This window comes from Halobacillus sp. SY10 (assembly GCF_045401165.1).
GTDB lineage: Bacteria > Bacillota > Bacilli > Bacillales > Halobacillaceae > Halobacillus > Halobacillus aidingensis.
In genome coordinates this window covers 1,682,621-1,698,626 of the sequence record NZ_CP174345.1, presented here as the reverse complement: position 1 = coordinate 1,698,626, position 16,006 = coordinate 1,682,621, and the positions used below count along the sequence as shown (strand labels likewise).

The window sequence follows — 16,006 nt, the reverse complement described above, 5'->3', positions numbered from 1 at the left end:
TACATCTTCTTCCCCCTTCTTGATCATGATTCTTTACATTACACATTCCCTAATGATATTATTCAACCATTCAGTTAAATAGTTAAATGTAAGGAGATGGAGTGTAAACATGGATGCAAGATCATTCAAAGATACCATCTACAATGAATTCGCCCGGATTGGAAAAGTTTTATCCAGCCCGAAACGATTGGAACTGCTCGATTTGCTTTCTCAATCACCGAAATCGGTCGAAGGGTTATCCAAAGAAACGAAAATGTCTATGGCTAATACATCAAAACACTTACAGGCATTACTGGACGCTCGTTTAGTGAGTTATAAAAAGGAAAAAAATTATGTCATTTATCAACTCGCAAACCCTGAAGTCACGGACCTTCTTTTCTCCTTAAAATCCATCGCCGAAGCACAAATGGCTGATGTGAATCTTTTACGGGAAAGCTTTATAAAAAGAGGCGAAGATCTGGAAACACTGGAGCTTGAGGACTGGGTCGAACGCAAGAAAGAGGAAAGCCACATACTGATTGATGTCCGCCCGAAAGCAGAGTATTTAAGCGGCCATCTGGATGGAGCGATTTCCATCCCTATGGAAGAGTTGAATGATTATATCCGTAATCTTCCGAAGGATAAAAAAGTGATTGCATACTGCCGCGGTCCATACTGTGTCTATGCAACCGAAGCGGTGGAGTATTTGAAAGCAGAAGGCTTTGATGCCGCCCGTTTGGAAGCAGGTATTCATGAGTGGAACCAATATAAAGAACAGCATACCCACTAAACCGTAAGCCCGGTTGTGGAAGACTCCATTTCGAGATGTTTTCGGGTTCGTTGCCTTATTGGGATTCAGGGGTGGTTGGGAAGCTACTCGCTTTCCTGTGGGGATGACGGCAAGCCTCCTCGAGCTTCGCTCTGTGGGGTCTCGCCAGCCAATCCATTCCCACGGGAGTCTCGCAGCTTCCCAACCACCCCATTCGATGTATGTGAGAAACGAACCTCAATACCTCAAAAGAGTGTCTTCCACTAACCCGGTACTATTAGTATAAAGCACTTCTGAACTTGCTTTTACGTTCTAAATTCCTAGTGGGAAGAGGTGTTTATGATCCGCATCCTTCTATCATACAATCTGTTTTCAAAAGTGGTTTCGAGACATTGATATGGCAAAGGGATTGAGAAAACTCTCGTGGAAAGCGACAACTAGGCAGGGTCCTATAAGAGGGATTTCGAGAACCTCATATGGTAAAGGGGCGGAGGGAAACGGTGAGACTCCTATGGGTTGTGCGGGAAAGCTGAGACCCCGGAAGGCGTAGCCTGAGGAGGCTCAGCGCCCGCCCCATGGAAAGCGAACTGTTTCCCGGAGCTCCTAGAATCACAAAACCATCTCGAAACTGAATCTTAACCAATAATGCCAAATCCTTTAATAACTAATTATTAGCAACGAAAAAAATAAAGCACCTGATTGACTCCATCAGGTCCTTTTAAAGGAGGGATACCCTATGAGAAATGTGCAAGTAGGTGTTAGAGAAAATATTGTTCAATTTGTATTACTAGTGGTGATCAACCTGTTCGTCGGGTCTATGGTCGGTTTGGAAAGGACCATTCTGCCGATTATAGGAGAAGAACGATTCGGATTGGCATCCATGAGTGCCGCCTTATCCTTTATTGTCAGCTTTGGTTTTTCAAAAGCGATCGTCAATTTCTTCGCAGGGGACCTGGCCGATCGGATGGGAAGAAAACAGGTGCTGCTCGTTGGCTGGGGAATCGGGTTAATCGTTCCGATCCTGGTGATTTTCGCTCATGCCTGGTGGGTTGTCATTGTCGCCAACATCTTTTTAGGGATTAACCAAGCACTCACATGGTCGATGACCGTAAACATGAAGGTCGATCTCGCTAAATCCACACAGCGGGGATTAGCTGTCGGCTTCAACGAATTTGCCGGCTACATCGGTGTAGCGATTATGGCCGTTGTGTCAGGGTATGTGGCTTCTACTTATTCATTGAGTCCGGAACCCTTCTACATTGGAATTGTCCTCGTCATCATTGGATTTATTTTATCTCTTATTGTCCAAAATACGGATCAGCATGTGAAAACACAGGCAAAACAACACAAGGTCGAATCTGACCCTGTTTCCACTTGGGAAGTGTTCAAGCGTACCTCATGGAAAAACCCTGATTTAGCAAGCAACAGCTTAGCTGGTCTGACGACGAACTTAAAAGACGGCATGGCATGGGGACTGTTCCCGATCTTTCTTGCTGCTGGTGGCTTGAGTGTCGGTCAGATCGGTACGGTGGTTGCGGTATATCCAGCAGCCTGGGGGTTGTTTCAATTATTCACAGGGGTTTGGAGCGATAAAATCGGACGAAAAAAATTGATTGTACCGGGCATGTTTGTTCAGGCATTCGCGTTATGGTTCATCTTACTCGTGGATAGCTATTCCCTTTGGATCATCGGTGCCGCCCTGCTTGGTATAGGTACAGCCATGGTTTATCCGACCATTCTCGCTTCCATAAGTGATGTAGCCCATCCAGAATGGCGCGCCACATCCATGGGTGTTTACAGGTTTTGGAGAGACAGTGGCTACGCCTTTGGTGCACTCCTTGCCGGAATCATTGCTGACATGATCAATGTCGACTGGGCTATCGGTCTTGTCGCCCTTCTCCCGCTCCTTGCTGGAATCATTGCCTGGACGAAAATGAAGGAAACGCTTCAATCTTCAGCGTAAGACAAATGCCAACCCCGATCTGTTATTTTTCAAGCAGAGCGGGGTTGGCATTTTTTATGACAAAACATTCCAAAGTTATGTTTTCTATACCAAAATAAGGGAATATTCTTACTATTGCCTCTATTTCTCACAGCTTAGGTGTCGTGAACGTATCGTTTGGTATTTCATTTTCCCTTAAGGAGGAGAAGCATGACAAATAACCGGGCAGTAGCGTACACAGGAAATGGTGGAGTGACGGTGAAAGAGATTGATTTTCCAGAGTTGGTACTTAGAGACGGACCAGGTGTAAACCCGCAGAATGTCGGCCGGAAATGTGAACACGGGGTTATTTTGAAAGTGGTTTCGACGAATATTTGCGGGAGTGATCAGCACATGGTCCGCGGAAGGACGACGGCTCCGGAAGGACTTGTGCTCGGACATGAAATTACAGGTGAAGTGATTGAAACCGGACGAGATGTCGAGTTTGTCAAAAAGGGCGACCTCGTTTCGGTTCCTTTTAACATTGCCTGTGGCCGCTGCCGGAACTGTATTGAAGGAAAAACCCACATTTGCTTACACGTAAACCCTGACAGACCGGGTTCCGCTTATGGCTATGTCGATATGGGAGGCTGGGTCGGCGGACAGGCTGAATATGTCATGGTTCCTTATGCCGATTTCCAAGTACTGAAATTCCCAGATAAAGACGAAGCCATGGAAAAAATGCTAGACCTCACAATGCTTTCGGACATCTTCCCTACCGGATTTCACGGCGCCTATACAGCTGGAGTGAAAATGGGATCGACGGTTTATGTCGCCGGTGCAGGTCCTGTAGGCTTAGCGGCCGCCCACTCCGCCCAATTACTTGGAGCTTCTGTTGTCATCGTAGGGGATTTGATAGAAGAACGGTTGGCCCAGGCACGCAGCTTTGGCTGTGAAACGATCAACATCAGTAAGCATGATGACATTTCCAAACAGATTGAGCAGATTCTCGGTGTTCCGGAGGTGGATGCAGCCGTGGACTGTGTCGGTTTCGAAGCTCATGGACATAACCACCAGGAAGCTCCTGCCGCTGTCCTTAATGACATTATGGATGCGACCAAAGCTGGCGGAGGTTTAGGCATCCCCGGTCTTTATGTAACCGAAGACCCCGGCGCCTCTGATGAAGATGCCCGCAGAGGCTCATTGAAGCTTGACTTCGGTCTCGGGTGGGCGAAAGCTCAATCATTTGCCACAGGTCAAACACCCGTCATGCAATATCATCACGGATTAATGATGTCGATTTTGAAAGGAAAAGCAGACATCGCAAAAGCCGTAAATGCTACAGTGATTCGTTTAGAAGACGCTCCGCGTGGTTATGAAGAATTTGACAGTGGGGTAGCGAAAAAGTTCGTTCTTGACCCGCACAACCTGATCCGCAGCTAATGATTGAACGTCTCTATCCTCTATATAGGATAGAGACGTTTTTCACCTTTTCGGCACCCTGCCTAAGTATGAATGGGTTCTCTACATACGGGGCGCCATAAAAAAAGAATAAATATCAAAAAAAGCTGACTAGTACATCTAGTCAGCTTCCCCCCATCATTCATGTGGCTACCTTTTCTTTCAATGCTTTCACTGTACCGGTATGGACTCCTTCATGGTATAAGGTGAAGTTAAGGATTTCTCCTACCGTTGGCAAAGATAAGAAAGCTTGTGCCGCTTCGTCTTCCAACTGTCCAGTCAGTAATTCCTTCAGTTGCACCGGCTGCTCCTGAAGCACTTGCTTCAGCTCATCAAGAGAAGGAACCTCCCCCTGCCAATCAGCTGGTTTTGTTCCTGGTGCGAACAACTCTATGTAACGGGATGGGGTTTCAATAGTTTTGCCTCCAAATTTAGCCAGCAATGAATTTTGCACCACGTATATGTGTCCAAGGTTCCAGCGGATCGTGTTTTTGAATCCTTCTGGTTGTTCATCTGCCTCTTCCTCTGTGACACTTTCCAATATCTTTAATGTTGCTTGTCTTACCAAGTTAATTTGTTTAAACAGCTGTTCTTCATTCATATGAACATCTCCCTTCTTCCCTATTATTCTAGCTGCCTCCCCTGCTATTCACAACTAAACTGCTCGGGTCAAAGACCATGGCCTGTCCAGTAAGACAGGACATTTCACACTATATTTCCAGATTAAAAAACAGAAATCTCCTGTTTATCTTTCAGGAGATTTCTCTTTGTGAAAAGGGTCATGTTCTTTATATTTAAGTATGCATATTACCAACAAGCCAGCTTCTCGGTTGATAAAAACCAACAGGAATTTGAATGAGCGTCGTTTCTCCGGAGCTCTCCAGCTGATACATCTGATCACAAGCCTTCCCATCATACCCAAGCAGCGGATGGCCGTTCATACCAAGGGCACTGGCGGTTAACAACAATTTTTGAAGGAGCATGCCTGCTTCCATCTGCTGAATCCGGTATCCCCTGTACCCGAGTTCCTTTTTGTAATGGGTTCGTTCACCTACGATATGAAAACAGATCGGCACTTGATGGAGATTGACGTTATCGACTTTCATCGCTTTCTGCAACGGGAGACGGAAATCACCTTGATGTATTTCAATCAACGAATGGGTCCGCGCATGATATCGATAGGCGCCGTCAGCCAACCCTTCCACACCATGGAAACATCCATAAATAGTAAGAGAGGATCGGCAGCTTTTTGAATAAAGGTCTGTATGGGATGTTTGGACTGACTCTTTAAGAAGCAAAGCGAGCTTCTTTAATGGAATCGTTTGTTTGATAAAGTCCAGTTCTGGCGAGTGCCGCTTCCGGCAGACCTCAGCTAGGTCGTAGGCCAATGGTTCAACTTCCGGTAACGGGTGGCTGCGGTAAAAATCCCGAACCTCTTCTTTTTCTTTTAAAAGCCCAAACTGCGCTGGAGAGTCGAACATGGAATGCTGGTTCATTTTTTTAATGTACGGGAAGTCCAGAACCTTGTTTGAACGTTGATAATGGCTCGTGTGAACGGCGGGGATTTCTCTGCCCCCTTCAGTTGCTGACCATTGATTAAAAAAGGAAGAGGTCCGATCTGTAAATGGAATAACAGCATAGGTGCTCTCCTCCTCGTCATCCAGGCCAAGCAGGTGATTGATGGAGCGATCTACAAATTGAAAGTGTACGTTAGTAAAAAACCGTGCACATGAACCCACTTCCCGGCATTGAACGAGCAGTGCCCCTGCATCGAGGCCTTGAAGACGATAGGCGAAGTGGTTGTATTTGAAAAAGTTTTTCCAGAACATCGTCGTCACGAACAGTACACCCTTCGCTTCGGAGAGATCAGAGCGGTTTCCAAGTGCCTCTGTTATAAAAGCATCGAAATGCCCCTCACGAATCAAAAGCAGACGGTGGTGTGCGGCATCATAATGGTAGACGCCGTCCGGGAACCCTTCCATTTTTAAATACATATACAATTCACTCGGATACAACCCTCCCCCCGAAGGGACAAACCGTCGGAAGGCATGGATGGTTTCGGGGTGGGACCCGTCTGCTGAGGGGGCTGCGGTTTCACTGTAGCGGGCAAGCCCGTACGTGTACCAGAGAAAAGCGCTGAGCCTCGTACGTTCACTCTTTGAAGCTAAATCATCTTCCTGTAACGACAGCGGAATTTCACTGTCAAGCGGAACCTCCTGTAAATGCTCGTAGAGTTTATAAGGGAGCGGAGCATCCTCCCATACCGCTTTCCAATCGGCCGGGATAACCCGCTCACTCTGAAATTGTAAATTATGCAAGAACCTGTCAAGATCCATCACAAGCCTCCTTCAGCCATCAAGGAAATGGATGCGGATATGGGTTAAGATCCTCTGGAGTGAGATTCCGATCGGTATAACCAAGCTTTTTCGGCACCTCGAAAACTCTGTTCAACCCCTCAAGACGTCTGAGGTGATGTCCGAAAGTCATCGGCAGCATGCCCGGGATTATAACTTTGACGCAGTGCAGTCCATTCCTTTCTAATTCGGAAGTCGTCTGGTCGACAACGATGACATCCAAATTCAAATTTCGCAAAACTTCCAGAATCTCCTTTAAATCTTCGGTCAGATCAGGATGAGTCCGCTTCCGATGGAAAGCTTCTTCAAACGTTTGGAGAGGGCGGTCCTGATGCAGCAAAAAGCCGAGGCGTTCTTCTGCTTCAGGAAGTCCATACACCATCCCGTGATCATCCATTTTCTTCACAAGGAAAGAATCGTGAAGCATTTTCCTAAACGTCTCTTTATTCTTTTTGAATTCTTTATTTAAAGGCTCGATCATGCCGACACTTTCAAATACGGCACTTTTCACTGCTTTGACAGGATCCAGGTGGGCCCCGGCGGCACAGATCAGGTTCAAATCCCCCGAATCCGCCTTTCTGTTTTTGATGATGGTCAGAATACAAGGAATGCCGTGTTCCATCGTCGCGTTATATAAATAAAGGTCGTAGCCTGCGACCTCTTTCATCCGGTCGATCATCAAATGCAGTTCCTGATCACCGGATGAATATGGATCTATGCGCGGAAGAGGAAGTTCTGCATACCAGGACATGAGAAAAGAATCGCGCTCCAGGACTTCCATGATTCCATGGAAAACGGCTTCTTCCCTGCTTCCTCCGATGGCACATCCGTTGGAGGTTTCAAAAATGTACCCGCCCCCGCAGCCCATGCTGTAATAGGCAAGCCTTTCCGGCACTAAGATCGGCTTTTCCTGCAATAACGAATACCCCCACACCCAGTTCATTTTTTTATCCGGATGGTAGGGGGTGAAAGGAAAATCTTTTTTTGCATACTGTGCATCAGAGTGAATACCGACATCCAGAGGGTTAAGCGCTGAGCGTAGGTTGCTGTAACTGTCATACACACGCGTTCTTTTCCCTTTCGGATCCATTCCACAAAAGCGTTCCAAACCTTCCAGGATGGCGGTCCTTTCACTGGCAGCATAGGAATTCGTCCTCCCTGCCGATCCTTCATTGCCGTTCATGAGCGGAAGATTCACGATCACATCAGCGAACGGTGTCTCAAAATCGATCATTTTATGATTGAGAATTCCTGTACGCGGGTCGAGGTAATCCTTGGTCAGAAAGTTGCTCAAATCTTCCATCGACCTTGTTCGGTAACTGCCTTCCGTGATTTTCATACTCGGCATCATGGGGACCTCAGCAAGGTAAGGGGAATCCTCTACGACTCTGCCGCAATACGGACATTGCGAATCTGGTAAAAAGAGATGACGGGAGCTTTCCAATGTCTTCATGTTGACCAGATGGACGGCTTGTTCTGTTAAGACGCGTTTCCCTTCGCTCCAACGCTGGACCTCATTTTTGATAAAACACGTCATCTGCATGACCCCGTTCAGTGAAACCCATTCATCCTGTCTTGCCCGTGTATCCTCCACAAGTGTCTGTTGAATGTTCCAGAGGTCTTCGCGATCGCTCGCTGTCATGACTCTTCTCAAATCCGCACACTGCGAACATCCCTCATCCCCTGGGCGCACAAACGGGCCGATGACTCCTTCACCAAAAGCAACAAAGCCTCTCAGCCAATCGATGCCATATTCCCTGGCGATTCTTTCTCCCATGAGAGAGGTCCCCGGATTCCAGCCGTCCTCTAATACAACAAGCAAATCCGTGTTATCCGGAACTTTTTTTTCAAAACTTGAGATACAGGTCACTTCATAATCCGCTTTCAGTTCCTTGACGACGCAATCAAGCAGAACGCCTTCGCCTACCGCCGTAATCAAAGCGCTCATTGGCTTTCCTCCTTATCCACCCATACCCCGTAAAGCTCGATCATCCCGTCCCTCTCGAAAGGATCCATGGAAATTTTGACGAAGGAAGGTTTGTTTCGTCGTTTTTCGAGCTGCGCGACTGCACTACGAAGGAGCTTTTGATTATCTTCCGCTTCCATAGAAGGAAGGTCAAAAACGTCTGGGGATTCATTTTCAAAATAGAGCTGAGAGCAAGAAAGGAAAGAATAAGCAGAGGGAAGGCCATGATTTTGCTGTTCCATGACGAGAAGGAGTAACGCCTGGCGGACAGCCAGTGTCTGATCCAGAGCGATCGTCCCCCGCCATTTGCTGTTGAGCGTTTTCACCCACACCACAGGAAATCCGAAACCATCTTCTGAAATGGCAAGTTCCGGTTCCTTATCCATCGTCTTGAGAACCTGCCAATAATAGCGGCAATGCTCATCTTCGATCTTGTTTAACGTAATCTTTCTTGCTTTTTTGACTTTGTGATGGTCCTGCATCATCCATACGTTTTCAACCACTTTTTGCAAAGCCCTGAGGCAGGCTTCTGTTCGAGTTTCTCCGGCACCGATGTGGAAGGTATTTTCAGAAACCGTTTGCGGTTCCTCTGCATGAGGGTCAAAACTTTGTAAGATATCCCTTTTCAGAGGCTTCACATACGCTTCCACCCCCATGAGAGCCGCTTCCCGTCTTGCCTCTTCATGGGTTCTCCCACCGGCAATGATCTCTGGATTCAACTGCTGTGTCCGGACATGGACCACTTGAACGGCACATTGGGAAAGAGGGTTCTGTTCCAGGTCCTTTTCTTCCCAATGATGAAAGATTCCTAAAGGGCTTGCCGTTAACTCACTAAAATAGTACAGCCATTCGTTCTGGTCTTTCTTTTGAGTCGAGCCTTCTCCTCCAGGGTTCATTTTTTCCGTTGAAATACTCTTTGTCGCGAGTGGATGCGGTTTAAAAGGATGCCACCTTCCCTCAAGGGTTTCCAAGTTCATCAGATAGACGTGATTGGTCTGATGAGGCTCCTTGATTCCTGTCATTTTCTTGAACAGTTCAAATACCAGGATCGTGGAAAGCATGGATTGAGCAGGACTCGAAGCATTCAAGGACGGGGATCCGCTTTTCATATGATGGGGCAGGCTCCGCCAGGCCGATTCCCAAGCTTTGTCTGAAGCTTCATCTATATAGGGCCCTGCGATTCCATAATCTCCTAGAATCATAGCCGGAAGGAAGCCTTTCTTCTTTTCCAGACATTGGTTCATGATGCTCTGAAGCTCTTCCACCTTCCCTTCTTGAGATACGTAGAGAACCGCATCATAAGAATCGATCTCCTCAGCCCAGGAAAAGGACTCCTTTTCAACAAAGATATTCACCGATACGTCAGGGTCAATTTTTCTGGCTGCTGTTTCTAATTCCGATAACCGGTGTACGTTTGTCTTCTTGGGACCTGTGAGAAAGACAGAAACGTCCGCCAACCCAGATTGAAGCATAGCGGAAACAAGCCCGGTCACCATCGTCCCCTCACCGATGGCTAACACTTTTTTCTGACGAAACTGCTGAAAATGGTATGCAGGGGAAGCAACGAAACTTTCTAAGTATTCGATTTGAGACGCGAATGCTCCCACCACCTGCTCTCTCAAGTCGTGAGGCCGTACCTGACTGACATCTAAAAGGAATCCATTCTGATAAAGGGTGTCGATAATTTCATAAAGCCGTTCGCGATAAGGATTCGGTAAGCCGTCTGTCAGACTTTCCATAGAATGACTTCCGTTCAGCATCGGGATGAGTTTTTCAATCCATTGCTGGATCATCGGGCCTTCCATACGGAAAGAACCCGCATTGTTTCTGAAATAAACACGATCGGTCTCCGGCATAAAAAACGTGCCCTTTTTGACTTTCAAGCACATGGAAGGTTGGACCTTTGTCATGACGTTCCTCCTTGCCCGCTAAGGTGACTTCCTAACCGATTTTATGTATGCCGACACCGGAGTTATGCGTGGACAACACGGAAGAACCCCTGTCGGAATATCCAACAGGGGTGAGCATTCTCTTTTATTATGTCCGTCCGGGTCGATGGATCAGCGTCCTCCGCAGCGACCCCCACAACGGGCGCATCCTGCACAACGAGCGCAGCCGCCGCATCCCGCACAGCGCGCACAACCGCCACATCCCGCGCAACGGGCGCAGCCTCCACATCCGCCACAACCAAAGCAACTGAAACAGCCGAAACATCCTCCGATTCCGAACCCAAGCCCCACACACAGACGTGCGTCATTCGAATAAACTTCCTGCTGCTGACTCGGGACCAACTGTTGAGCCCGATATTCACCGACGTCTAAGTTTTGAATTTGATTTTGAAACTCATTCACTTTGTTTCCCCTCCATCATTCCATCCTTTGTGCACAAAAAACACAAAGCACTACGTTCACAACAACGTATGAAGAAAGCCTATATATTGTTACTGTTCAGGAAAGTGGCCGGTGCCTGCCCCCACCCTGTTAAAGTGATAACAAAGTGGCGGCAGAAGGTGATGAAAGATCATTCAAAATACCATTTATAATCGATCGTAATAGTGATTGACAAGTTCCACTAACCTGCTGCCTTCTTCAGCAGATACTGATTCAGACAATCTTGCGGCAGCAATAATTGGCGCCCATCGGAAAATTTCATCTTTGGAGAGGCCAGTTTTCTTACAATACAGCTCAATGTACATTTCTGCCCATTTTATTGAAACTTGTGAATATAAAAGGTACGTTCTATAAATATCAGCGCGAATATCCCCTGCACTTGCATCCACCCAATCGATGACAGCAGCTTCATTCCCTGATTGAATCAAATTAAAAAAATGAAAGTCCCCATGACAGAGTTTCTTCTCATATGTCATGGCATTCAACTGACCCAATAATTCCTTTTTCAGACTGAATTCCAAACGAGGGGCTTCTTTTATTTGTCGACTCAGTTTCTCTTGCATAGATTCCATAGAGTGTGCTTCGTGCTCATGAATGTTTTGCTGTAAATCTATAGAAAGATTCATATAATACTCCACCTGTTCCGGGTGTTGGGAGATGAGATGGCCCACCGTTTCGCCCTGAACATATTCCATGATCAGCGCTTGTCTGCCATCTACTTTTGTGACTTCAAGAACCTTTGGCACAAAAAGCCCGCAGTAATGAGCATACTTCTGTTTTTGAGCCTCGTTCACAGCTTCCGAATCCGGCAAATACTCTTTGAATATTTTGACAACCTTGTTTTTAAAAAGATACACCTCTGCTGTATTCCCTGCTGCAAATGGTGCGCCTAAATCAACAATATTCATACATGTACTCCTCTTATCACATTGCACTCCTCCTAATTCTGCAGTTCCCAATCAAACCACCGTCCATGGCCATCCGTTTCACCGATCGTCTGCGTCTTAAAGCTTCCCTTCAAATAGGAATCCACATGAAGCTTTCTTCTGTCATGGATATTGTTATAAATATGGAAGACGTCTCTTCCTTGTCCTATTTCCTCCACTTTTTGAAGAAGGTCTTCTTTTACATTCTCAGGCATTTGGTTGGCTACATGAGTATGATAGATACATAGAGTAGAGTTATGCGGAATATCCTCAGCAACGCGCGGAAGCAGGGCCACTCCATCACCTTCCATCATTGTAGGTGGGGACGTTCTAAACTGTCGGACGGCCGTTTCAAAGTTCCTTCTACGTTCTTCGTGCTCCGGCCATATGAGAGCTTTCAGCCATTGAACATCCTCTTCTTTTGTTAAATCACTGACATGGAGATCAACGCCTATCCGTTTTTCCACGGGAGGTGGTGATTTCATGACCTCCGGCGACAGTGTGCCTCGCCTTACTTTCGAATGGAGCTGGACGAGGGAGGATGGATTCCCGTAAATTTCATGATCTCCATAGGAATAACTGTATTTGTCCCACAGCAATTGTAGCCCGGCGCTTGTTCCGATCTCTATGAGGGAGAGAGGTTTCTTTGTCTGTTCGTGGATGGTGCAGAAAACAGGATAGAGATAGGCGCACCGGCGGACTTCGTTTGTCTGTACACGCTTCGTTTCAAGTATGGTGATGATGGCTTCTCTATTTTCTTTACAAAAGGATTGGAAGAAAGGGAAAGGGTTTTGAGTTAGATCAGGAGATTTCGTGAGGCTAGGGTAAAAGGTTTCCAGTTCATGATGATTTCCTTGCAGCAGCAAATAATGAACAGCACCGAAAAGCAGATTGGGGACGGGTTGTGATTCTCTTGTATGCCGGCATAGTTGCAGGATTTTCTCATCTTCAGCAATATGTAGAGATAACTGTTTATAAAGTTCACTTGAGCCTTCACACTCGTTCGTGGCGAAATCTTTAAATAAGTCCGCGATGGGTAATGTTTTCACACCATTTCCTCCTGTTAAAATAATATTTTTAAAATCCTGATTATGGAAAATGTTCTCTTTTAAAACATAACACATCCTTATTTCTTCAGAAAGAAATGCTTCCTGCAAAATATAAAAAAAGCCTGGAGGTCGATTCTCCAGGCTTTACGTCTTATCCATATATACTAACAGGCTCTTTTTGTTCCTTTTCCTGTCCAATCAAATCATAAGTAATCAGCGCAGGACGGTGGGTGCGTGGGTCAGTGACAATGGCTGCATCAATGTTGAACACACGTCTTAGAACAGAAGAAGTCATGACCTCATGAGCTGTTCCTTCCTTGATGATCTTGCCACCATTCAGCGCAACTAAATGATCGGCAAAACGTGCCGCGTGGTTCAAGTCGTGGAGCACCATCACAATCGTGCGGCCTTCTTCTTTGTTCAATTTTTCCAAAAGAGTGAGCACTTCAAGCTGGTGAGCGAGGTCCAGATAGGTCGTCGGTTCATCCAAAAGCAGTAAATCCGTGCCTTGTGCTAAAGCCATCGCGATCCATACCTTTTGACGCTGCCCACCGGATAAAGCGTCGATCGGACGTTCAGAAAATTGGAGGACCCCTGTTACTTCAAGCGCCCACTGAATAATATCACGGTCTTCGTCCGTCAATTTCCCGAATCCACGCTGGTGTGGGAAACGCCCGTAAGAAACGAGTTCATAAACCGTCAATCCACTCGGTGCCTGCGGAGTTTGGGGAAGAACCGCCATCTTCTTGGCAATCTGCTTGGTCGATTCTTTATGAATCGCTTTTCCGTCCAAATAGACAACCCCCGACTTCGGCTCAAGCAAGCGCGACATCGTTTTTAGTATCGTCGACTTCCCGCAGCCGTTCGGACCGATGATCGTCGTGATTTCGCCTTCAGGGATATGTAAGTTCAAATCTTCGACAATTTTCACTTCACCATAGGCAATGCCTAAGTCCTGCATGGACATTCTCACCATTGTTGTGCACCTCACCTTTTCTATTTGCATGCGCTTGCATGTTCTATATCCGTTCAAGTTAGATAGTAATAATCATTCTCAATTAATCGTATACGGAAATTATTTTTTCGTCAAGGAAGAACATGCAAAAAAAGAAGCCCTCTGGAAAAGGACTTCTTATCGTCTAGCTTATAGCTGTTCCCTTCATCAAGATCTTTGTGTTACAGAAAAATATTGGAACCAGAATCGAAATTCATCAAAAAATGCGTGTGGGGATATTTCGATATGATCGAAAAAATCCTCCAACTGCTCCTCCTCCACTTCATCCAGTAACCCTGTCACGTATAAAGGGGTTTGAAAACGGGTGTACATCTCTCCATGTCCGTAGGTTTCAAACACTTCCTGCATTTGTTCTTTCGTCATCCGTGTCCACTCCTTTATTCTAGAGTGGCACGAATACTCCAAATCTATTCTTTTTTACACATTAAATTTCTTTAAGTATATGGCATTATTCTTGAAGACTTGATTCCGAGATGTTTGTGGGGTTCTAGGGGCTGCGGGAAAAGGTTCGTCTTGCTCCATCGTCCAGACACTCGCGTCATAAGCAGAACAGCAAAGGAATGAAAGGGCACATTCCTTTGCTGTTCTGCTTATGCCAGTCGTGTCTACCAGGACGATTCCGCATTTGAACACTTTCCATGGGGCGGGCGCTGAGCCTCCTCAGGCTATGTACTGACCCCATAAAATTGGACACTATGTAATTAGGCTGTTGCTTGATGCTTATTGCGGAATTGGACCGGGCTCATCCTTAGTTTAGACTTGATTCTGGTATTGTTGTATTTTTTCATAAATGTTGAGAGCTCCTGCTTGAAGTGCTCAACACTTTCAAACGCTTTATGATAAAGGAACTCGGATTTCATAATTCCAAAGAAATTTTCTATGACGGCATTATCGTGGCAGTTGCCCTTACGTGACATACTTTGTGTAATGCCTGCTTTTTGTAGACGGTCTCGATATTGTTTCATTTGATAATGCCATCCTTGATCGGAATGGATCAGTAATTCATCTGTGTCTTTCAAGCGTTCAAGTCCTTTTTCTAACATCTCTCCAACGAGGGTATAGGTCGGGCGTGTTCCTAGCGTGTACGTAATAATTTCTCCATTGAAAAGGTCAAGAATCGGGGAAAGGTAAAGCTTTTGGCCGAATAGCTTAAACTCTGTAATATCCGTCACCCATTTTTGATTCGGTTTCTCTGCTTGGAAATTTCGATTTAAGATGTTTTCAGCTACTTTTCCGACTTGGCCTTTATAAGATGAATATTTCTTCATACGCACGAGACAACGAAGACCTAACTCTTTCATCAGTCGATACACTTTTTTATGATTGATTGGTATTCCTTGATTTTCAAGCTCATTCTGGATACGTCGGTATCCGTACGTACCGTCTTCTCGGTGAAAAATGGTACGAATCTTTTCTTTCAAATCCCGGTCTGGATCCGGCTTACTCATTTGGCTAATTTGGTGGTAATACGTACTGCGTGAAAGGCCGGCCACGTCCACTAATTGTTTCACGGGGAAGTCATGCCTTAGTTCGAAGATGATTTGCGCTTGTTGCCTTTTGAATTGCGGTCCTCTTCTTCCACTAAGGCTTTCAACTTTTTTAAATACGCGTTCTCCATTCTTAGGTATTCCACTTCTTCCTCTACGGATTTAAACGTCTTCTTCGTTTTTGGGTTCTTATTATGCGGCACTGGAACGTTCCCCTTTCGTTTGGACTCCAGGGCTTCCACACCGCCATTCTTCCATTTCACGATCCATCTTCGGACCATTGAATAATCAGGGATATGGAAGAGAGCTGAGGCCTCGCGAATGGAATACCCTTCGTCTTTAATCCATTGAATTACCTTCAGTTTAAAGTCTGAGGAATAGTTTGTATAGGGACACGCAAAAGCTTGATTGCCATGATACTCATATAATTTGACCCAATAACGTAGAGCGGAGTTGTCTACGCCAATCTCGTTAGCAAGGTGACGGTAGCTTATCGTTTCATCCATATATCGACGAACGGCTTGGAATTTGTCTTCTTTCGTAAATTTTTTCAAGGTGAACCCCCCTTAACTCAGAGCTAGATAAGTGTCCAACTCTTGGGGGTCACTTCACTACGCCTTCCGGGGTCTCAGCTGTCCCGCACGTCCCATAGGAGTCTCACCGTTTCCCTCCGCCCCTTTGCCATATGA

12 protein-coding genes are annotated in these 16,006 nt (G+C 46.0%); 3 read left to right on the top strand and 9 right to left on the bottom strand.

The window, feature by feature from the left end; translation table 11 throughout:
• Positions 1 to 109 precede the first annotated feature (109 nt).
• The 3 genes from ACJA3J_RS08700 to fdhA all read left to right on the top strand — a co-directional run bounded on the left by ACJA3J_RS08700 (position 110) and on the right by fdhA (position 4,112).
• Complete coding sequence (locus ACJA3J_RS08700) at positions 110 to 769, top strand: ArsR/SmtB family transcription factor (RefSeq protein ID WP_406946053.1); 660 nt, start codon at positions 110 to 112, stop codon at positions 767 to 769.
• A 715-nt stretch (positions 770 to 1,484) separates the two neighbouring features.
• Positions 1,485 to 2,711 carry an MFS transporter gene (locus ACJA3J_RS08695; RefSeq protein WP_406946052.1) on the top strand — a complete coding sequence of 409 codons (1,227 nt, stop codon included), beginning with the start codon at positions 1,485 to 1,487 and terminating at the stop codon, positions 2,709 to 2,711.
• A 189-nt stretch (positions 2,712 to 2,900) separates the two neighbouring features.
• Positions 2,901 to 4,112, top strand: a complete 1,212-nt coding sequence (fdhA, locus tag ACJA3J_RS08690) for a formaldehyde dehydrogenase, glutathione-independent (RefSeq protein WP_406946051.1) — start codon at positions 2,901 to 2,903, stop codon at positions 4,110 to 4,112.
• A 160-nt stretch (positions 4,113 to 4,272) separates the two neighbouring features.
• Here fdhA and ACJA3J_RS08685 read toward each other — a convergent pair whose 3' ends face one another.
• From ACJA3J_RS08685 to ACJA3J_RS08645, 9 genes are all read right to left on the bottom strand, one after another.
• Entirely contained in the window at positions 4,273 to 4,731 is a 459-nt protein-coding gene (locus tag ACJA3J_RS08685) for a DinB family protein (protein ID WP_406946050.1), read from the bottom strand.
• A gap of 193 nt (positions 4,732 to 4,924) precedes the next feature.
• The gene (locus ACJA3J_RS08680) at positions 4,925 to 6,466 is read right to left on the bottom strand and encodes a SagB family peptide dehydrogenase (RefSeq protein ID WP_406946049.1); all 1,542 of its coding nucleotides are present in this window, start codon (positions 6,464 to 6,466) and stop codon (positions 4,925 to 4,927) included.
• 19 nt (positions 6,467 to 6,485) lie between these two features.
• On the bottom strand, positions 6,486 to 8,432 hold the full coding sequence (locus ACJA3J_RS08675; RefSeq protein ID WP_406946048.1) for a TOMM precursor leader peptide-binding protein: 1,947 nt from the start codon (positions 8,430 to 8,432) through the stop codon (positions 6,486 to 6,488).
• Complete coding sequence (locus ACJA3J_RS08670; protein WP_406946047.1) at positions 8,429 to 10,360, bottom strand: bacteriocin maturation protein; 1,932 nt, start codon at positions 10,358 to 10,360, stop codon at positions 8,429 to 8,431. The genes ACJA3J_RS08675 and ACJA3J_RS08670 overlap by 4 nt, the downstream gene beginning before the upstream one ends.
• Before the next feature lie 626 nt (positions 10,361 to 10,986).
• Positions 10,987 to 11,748, bottom strand: a complete 762-nt coding sequence (locus ACJA3J_RS08665; RefSeq protein WP_089651077.1) for a phosphotransferase family protein — start codon at positions 11,746 to 11,748, stop codon at positions 10,987 to 10,989.
• Positions 11,749 to 11,780: 32 nt separating this feature from the next.
• Positions 11,781 to 12,815, bottom strand: a complete 1,035-nt coding sequence (locus ACJA3J_RS08660; RefSeq protein ID WP_406946046.1) for a DUF2332 domain-containing protein — start codon at positions 12,813 to 12,815, stop codon at positions 11,781 to 11,783.
• Between the two features lie 151 nt (positions 12,816 to 12,966).
• The gene (locus ACJA3J_RS08655) at positions 12,967 to 13,791 is read right to left on the bottom strand and encodes an ABC transporter ATP-binding protein (RefSeq protein WP_089651076.1); all 825 of its coding nucleotides are present in this window, start codon (positions 13,789 to 13,791) and stop codon (positions 12,967 to 12,969) included.
• 186 nt (positions 13,792 to 13,977) lie between these two features.
• On the bottom strand, positions 13,978 to 14,193 hold the full coding sequence (locus tag ACJA3J_RS08650) for a hypothetical protein (RefSeq protein ID WP_406946045.1): 216 nt from the start codon (positions 14,191 to 14,193) through the stop codon (positions 13,978 to 13,980).
• 338 nt (positions 14,194 to 14,531) lie between these two features.
• Positions 14,532 to 15,871 (bottom strand): IS3 family transposase gene (locus ACJA3J_RS08645; protein ID WP_406946044.1). Its coding sequence is split into 2 segments (ribosomal slippage): positions 14,532 to 15,418 and positions 15,418 to 15,871, totalling 1,341 coding nucleotides; the frame shifts between segments, so codons are not numbered across the junction.
• Positions 15,872 to 16,006 lie beyond the last annotated feature (135 nt).

Excerpts from the sequence above, each read along its gene's own strand:
- ACJA3J_RS08700 (WP_406946053.1), top strand. The coding sequence starts at position 110 with ATGGATGCAAGATCATTCAAAGATACCATCTACAATGAATTCGCCCGG.
- ACJA3J_RS08695 (WP_406946052.1), top strand. The coding sequence starts at position 1,485 with ATGAGAAATGTGCAAGTAGGTGTTAGAGAAAATATTGTTCAATTTGTA.
- fdhA (WP_406946051.1), top strand. The coding sequence starts at position 2,901 with ATGACAAATAACCGGGCAGTAGCGTACACAGGAAATGGTGGAGTGACG.
- ACJA3J_RS08685 (WP_406946050.1), bottom strand. The coding sequence starts at position 4,731 with ATGAATGAAGAACAGCTGTTTAAACAAATTAACTTGGTAAGACAAGCA.
- ACJA3J_RS08680 (WP_406946049.1), bottom strand. The coding sequence starts at position 6,466 with ATGGATCTTGACAGGTTCTTGCATAATTTACAATTTCAGAGTGAGCGG.
- ACJA3J_RS08675 (WP_406946048.1), bottom strand. The coding sequence starts at position 8,432 with ATGAGCGCTTTGATTACGGCGGTAGGCGAAGGCGTTCTGCTTGATTGC.
- ACJA3J_RS08670 (WP_406946047.1), bottom strand. The coding sequence starts at position 10,360 with ATGACAAAGGTCCAACCTTCCATGTGCTTGAAAGTCAAAAAGGGCACG.
- ACJA3J_RS08665 (WP_089651077.1), bottom strand. The coding sequence starts at position 11,748 with ATGAATATTGTTGATTTAGGCGCACCATTTGCAGCAGGGAATACAGCA.
- ACJA3J_RS08655 (WP_089651076.1), bottom strand. The coding sequence starts at position 13,791 with ATGGTGAGAATGTCCATGCAGGACTTAGGCATTGCCTATGGTGAAGTG.
- ACJA3J_RS08650 (WP_406946045.1), bottom strand. The coding sequence starts at position 14,193 with ATGACGAAAGAACAAATGCAGGAAGTGTTTGAAACCTACGGACATGGA.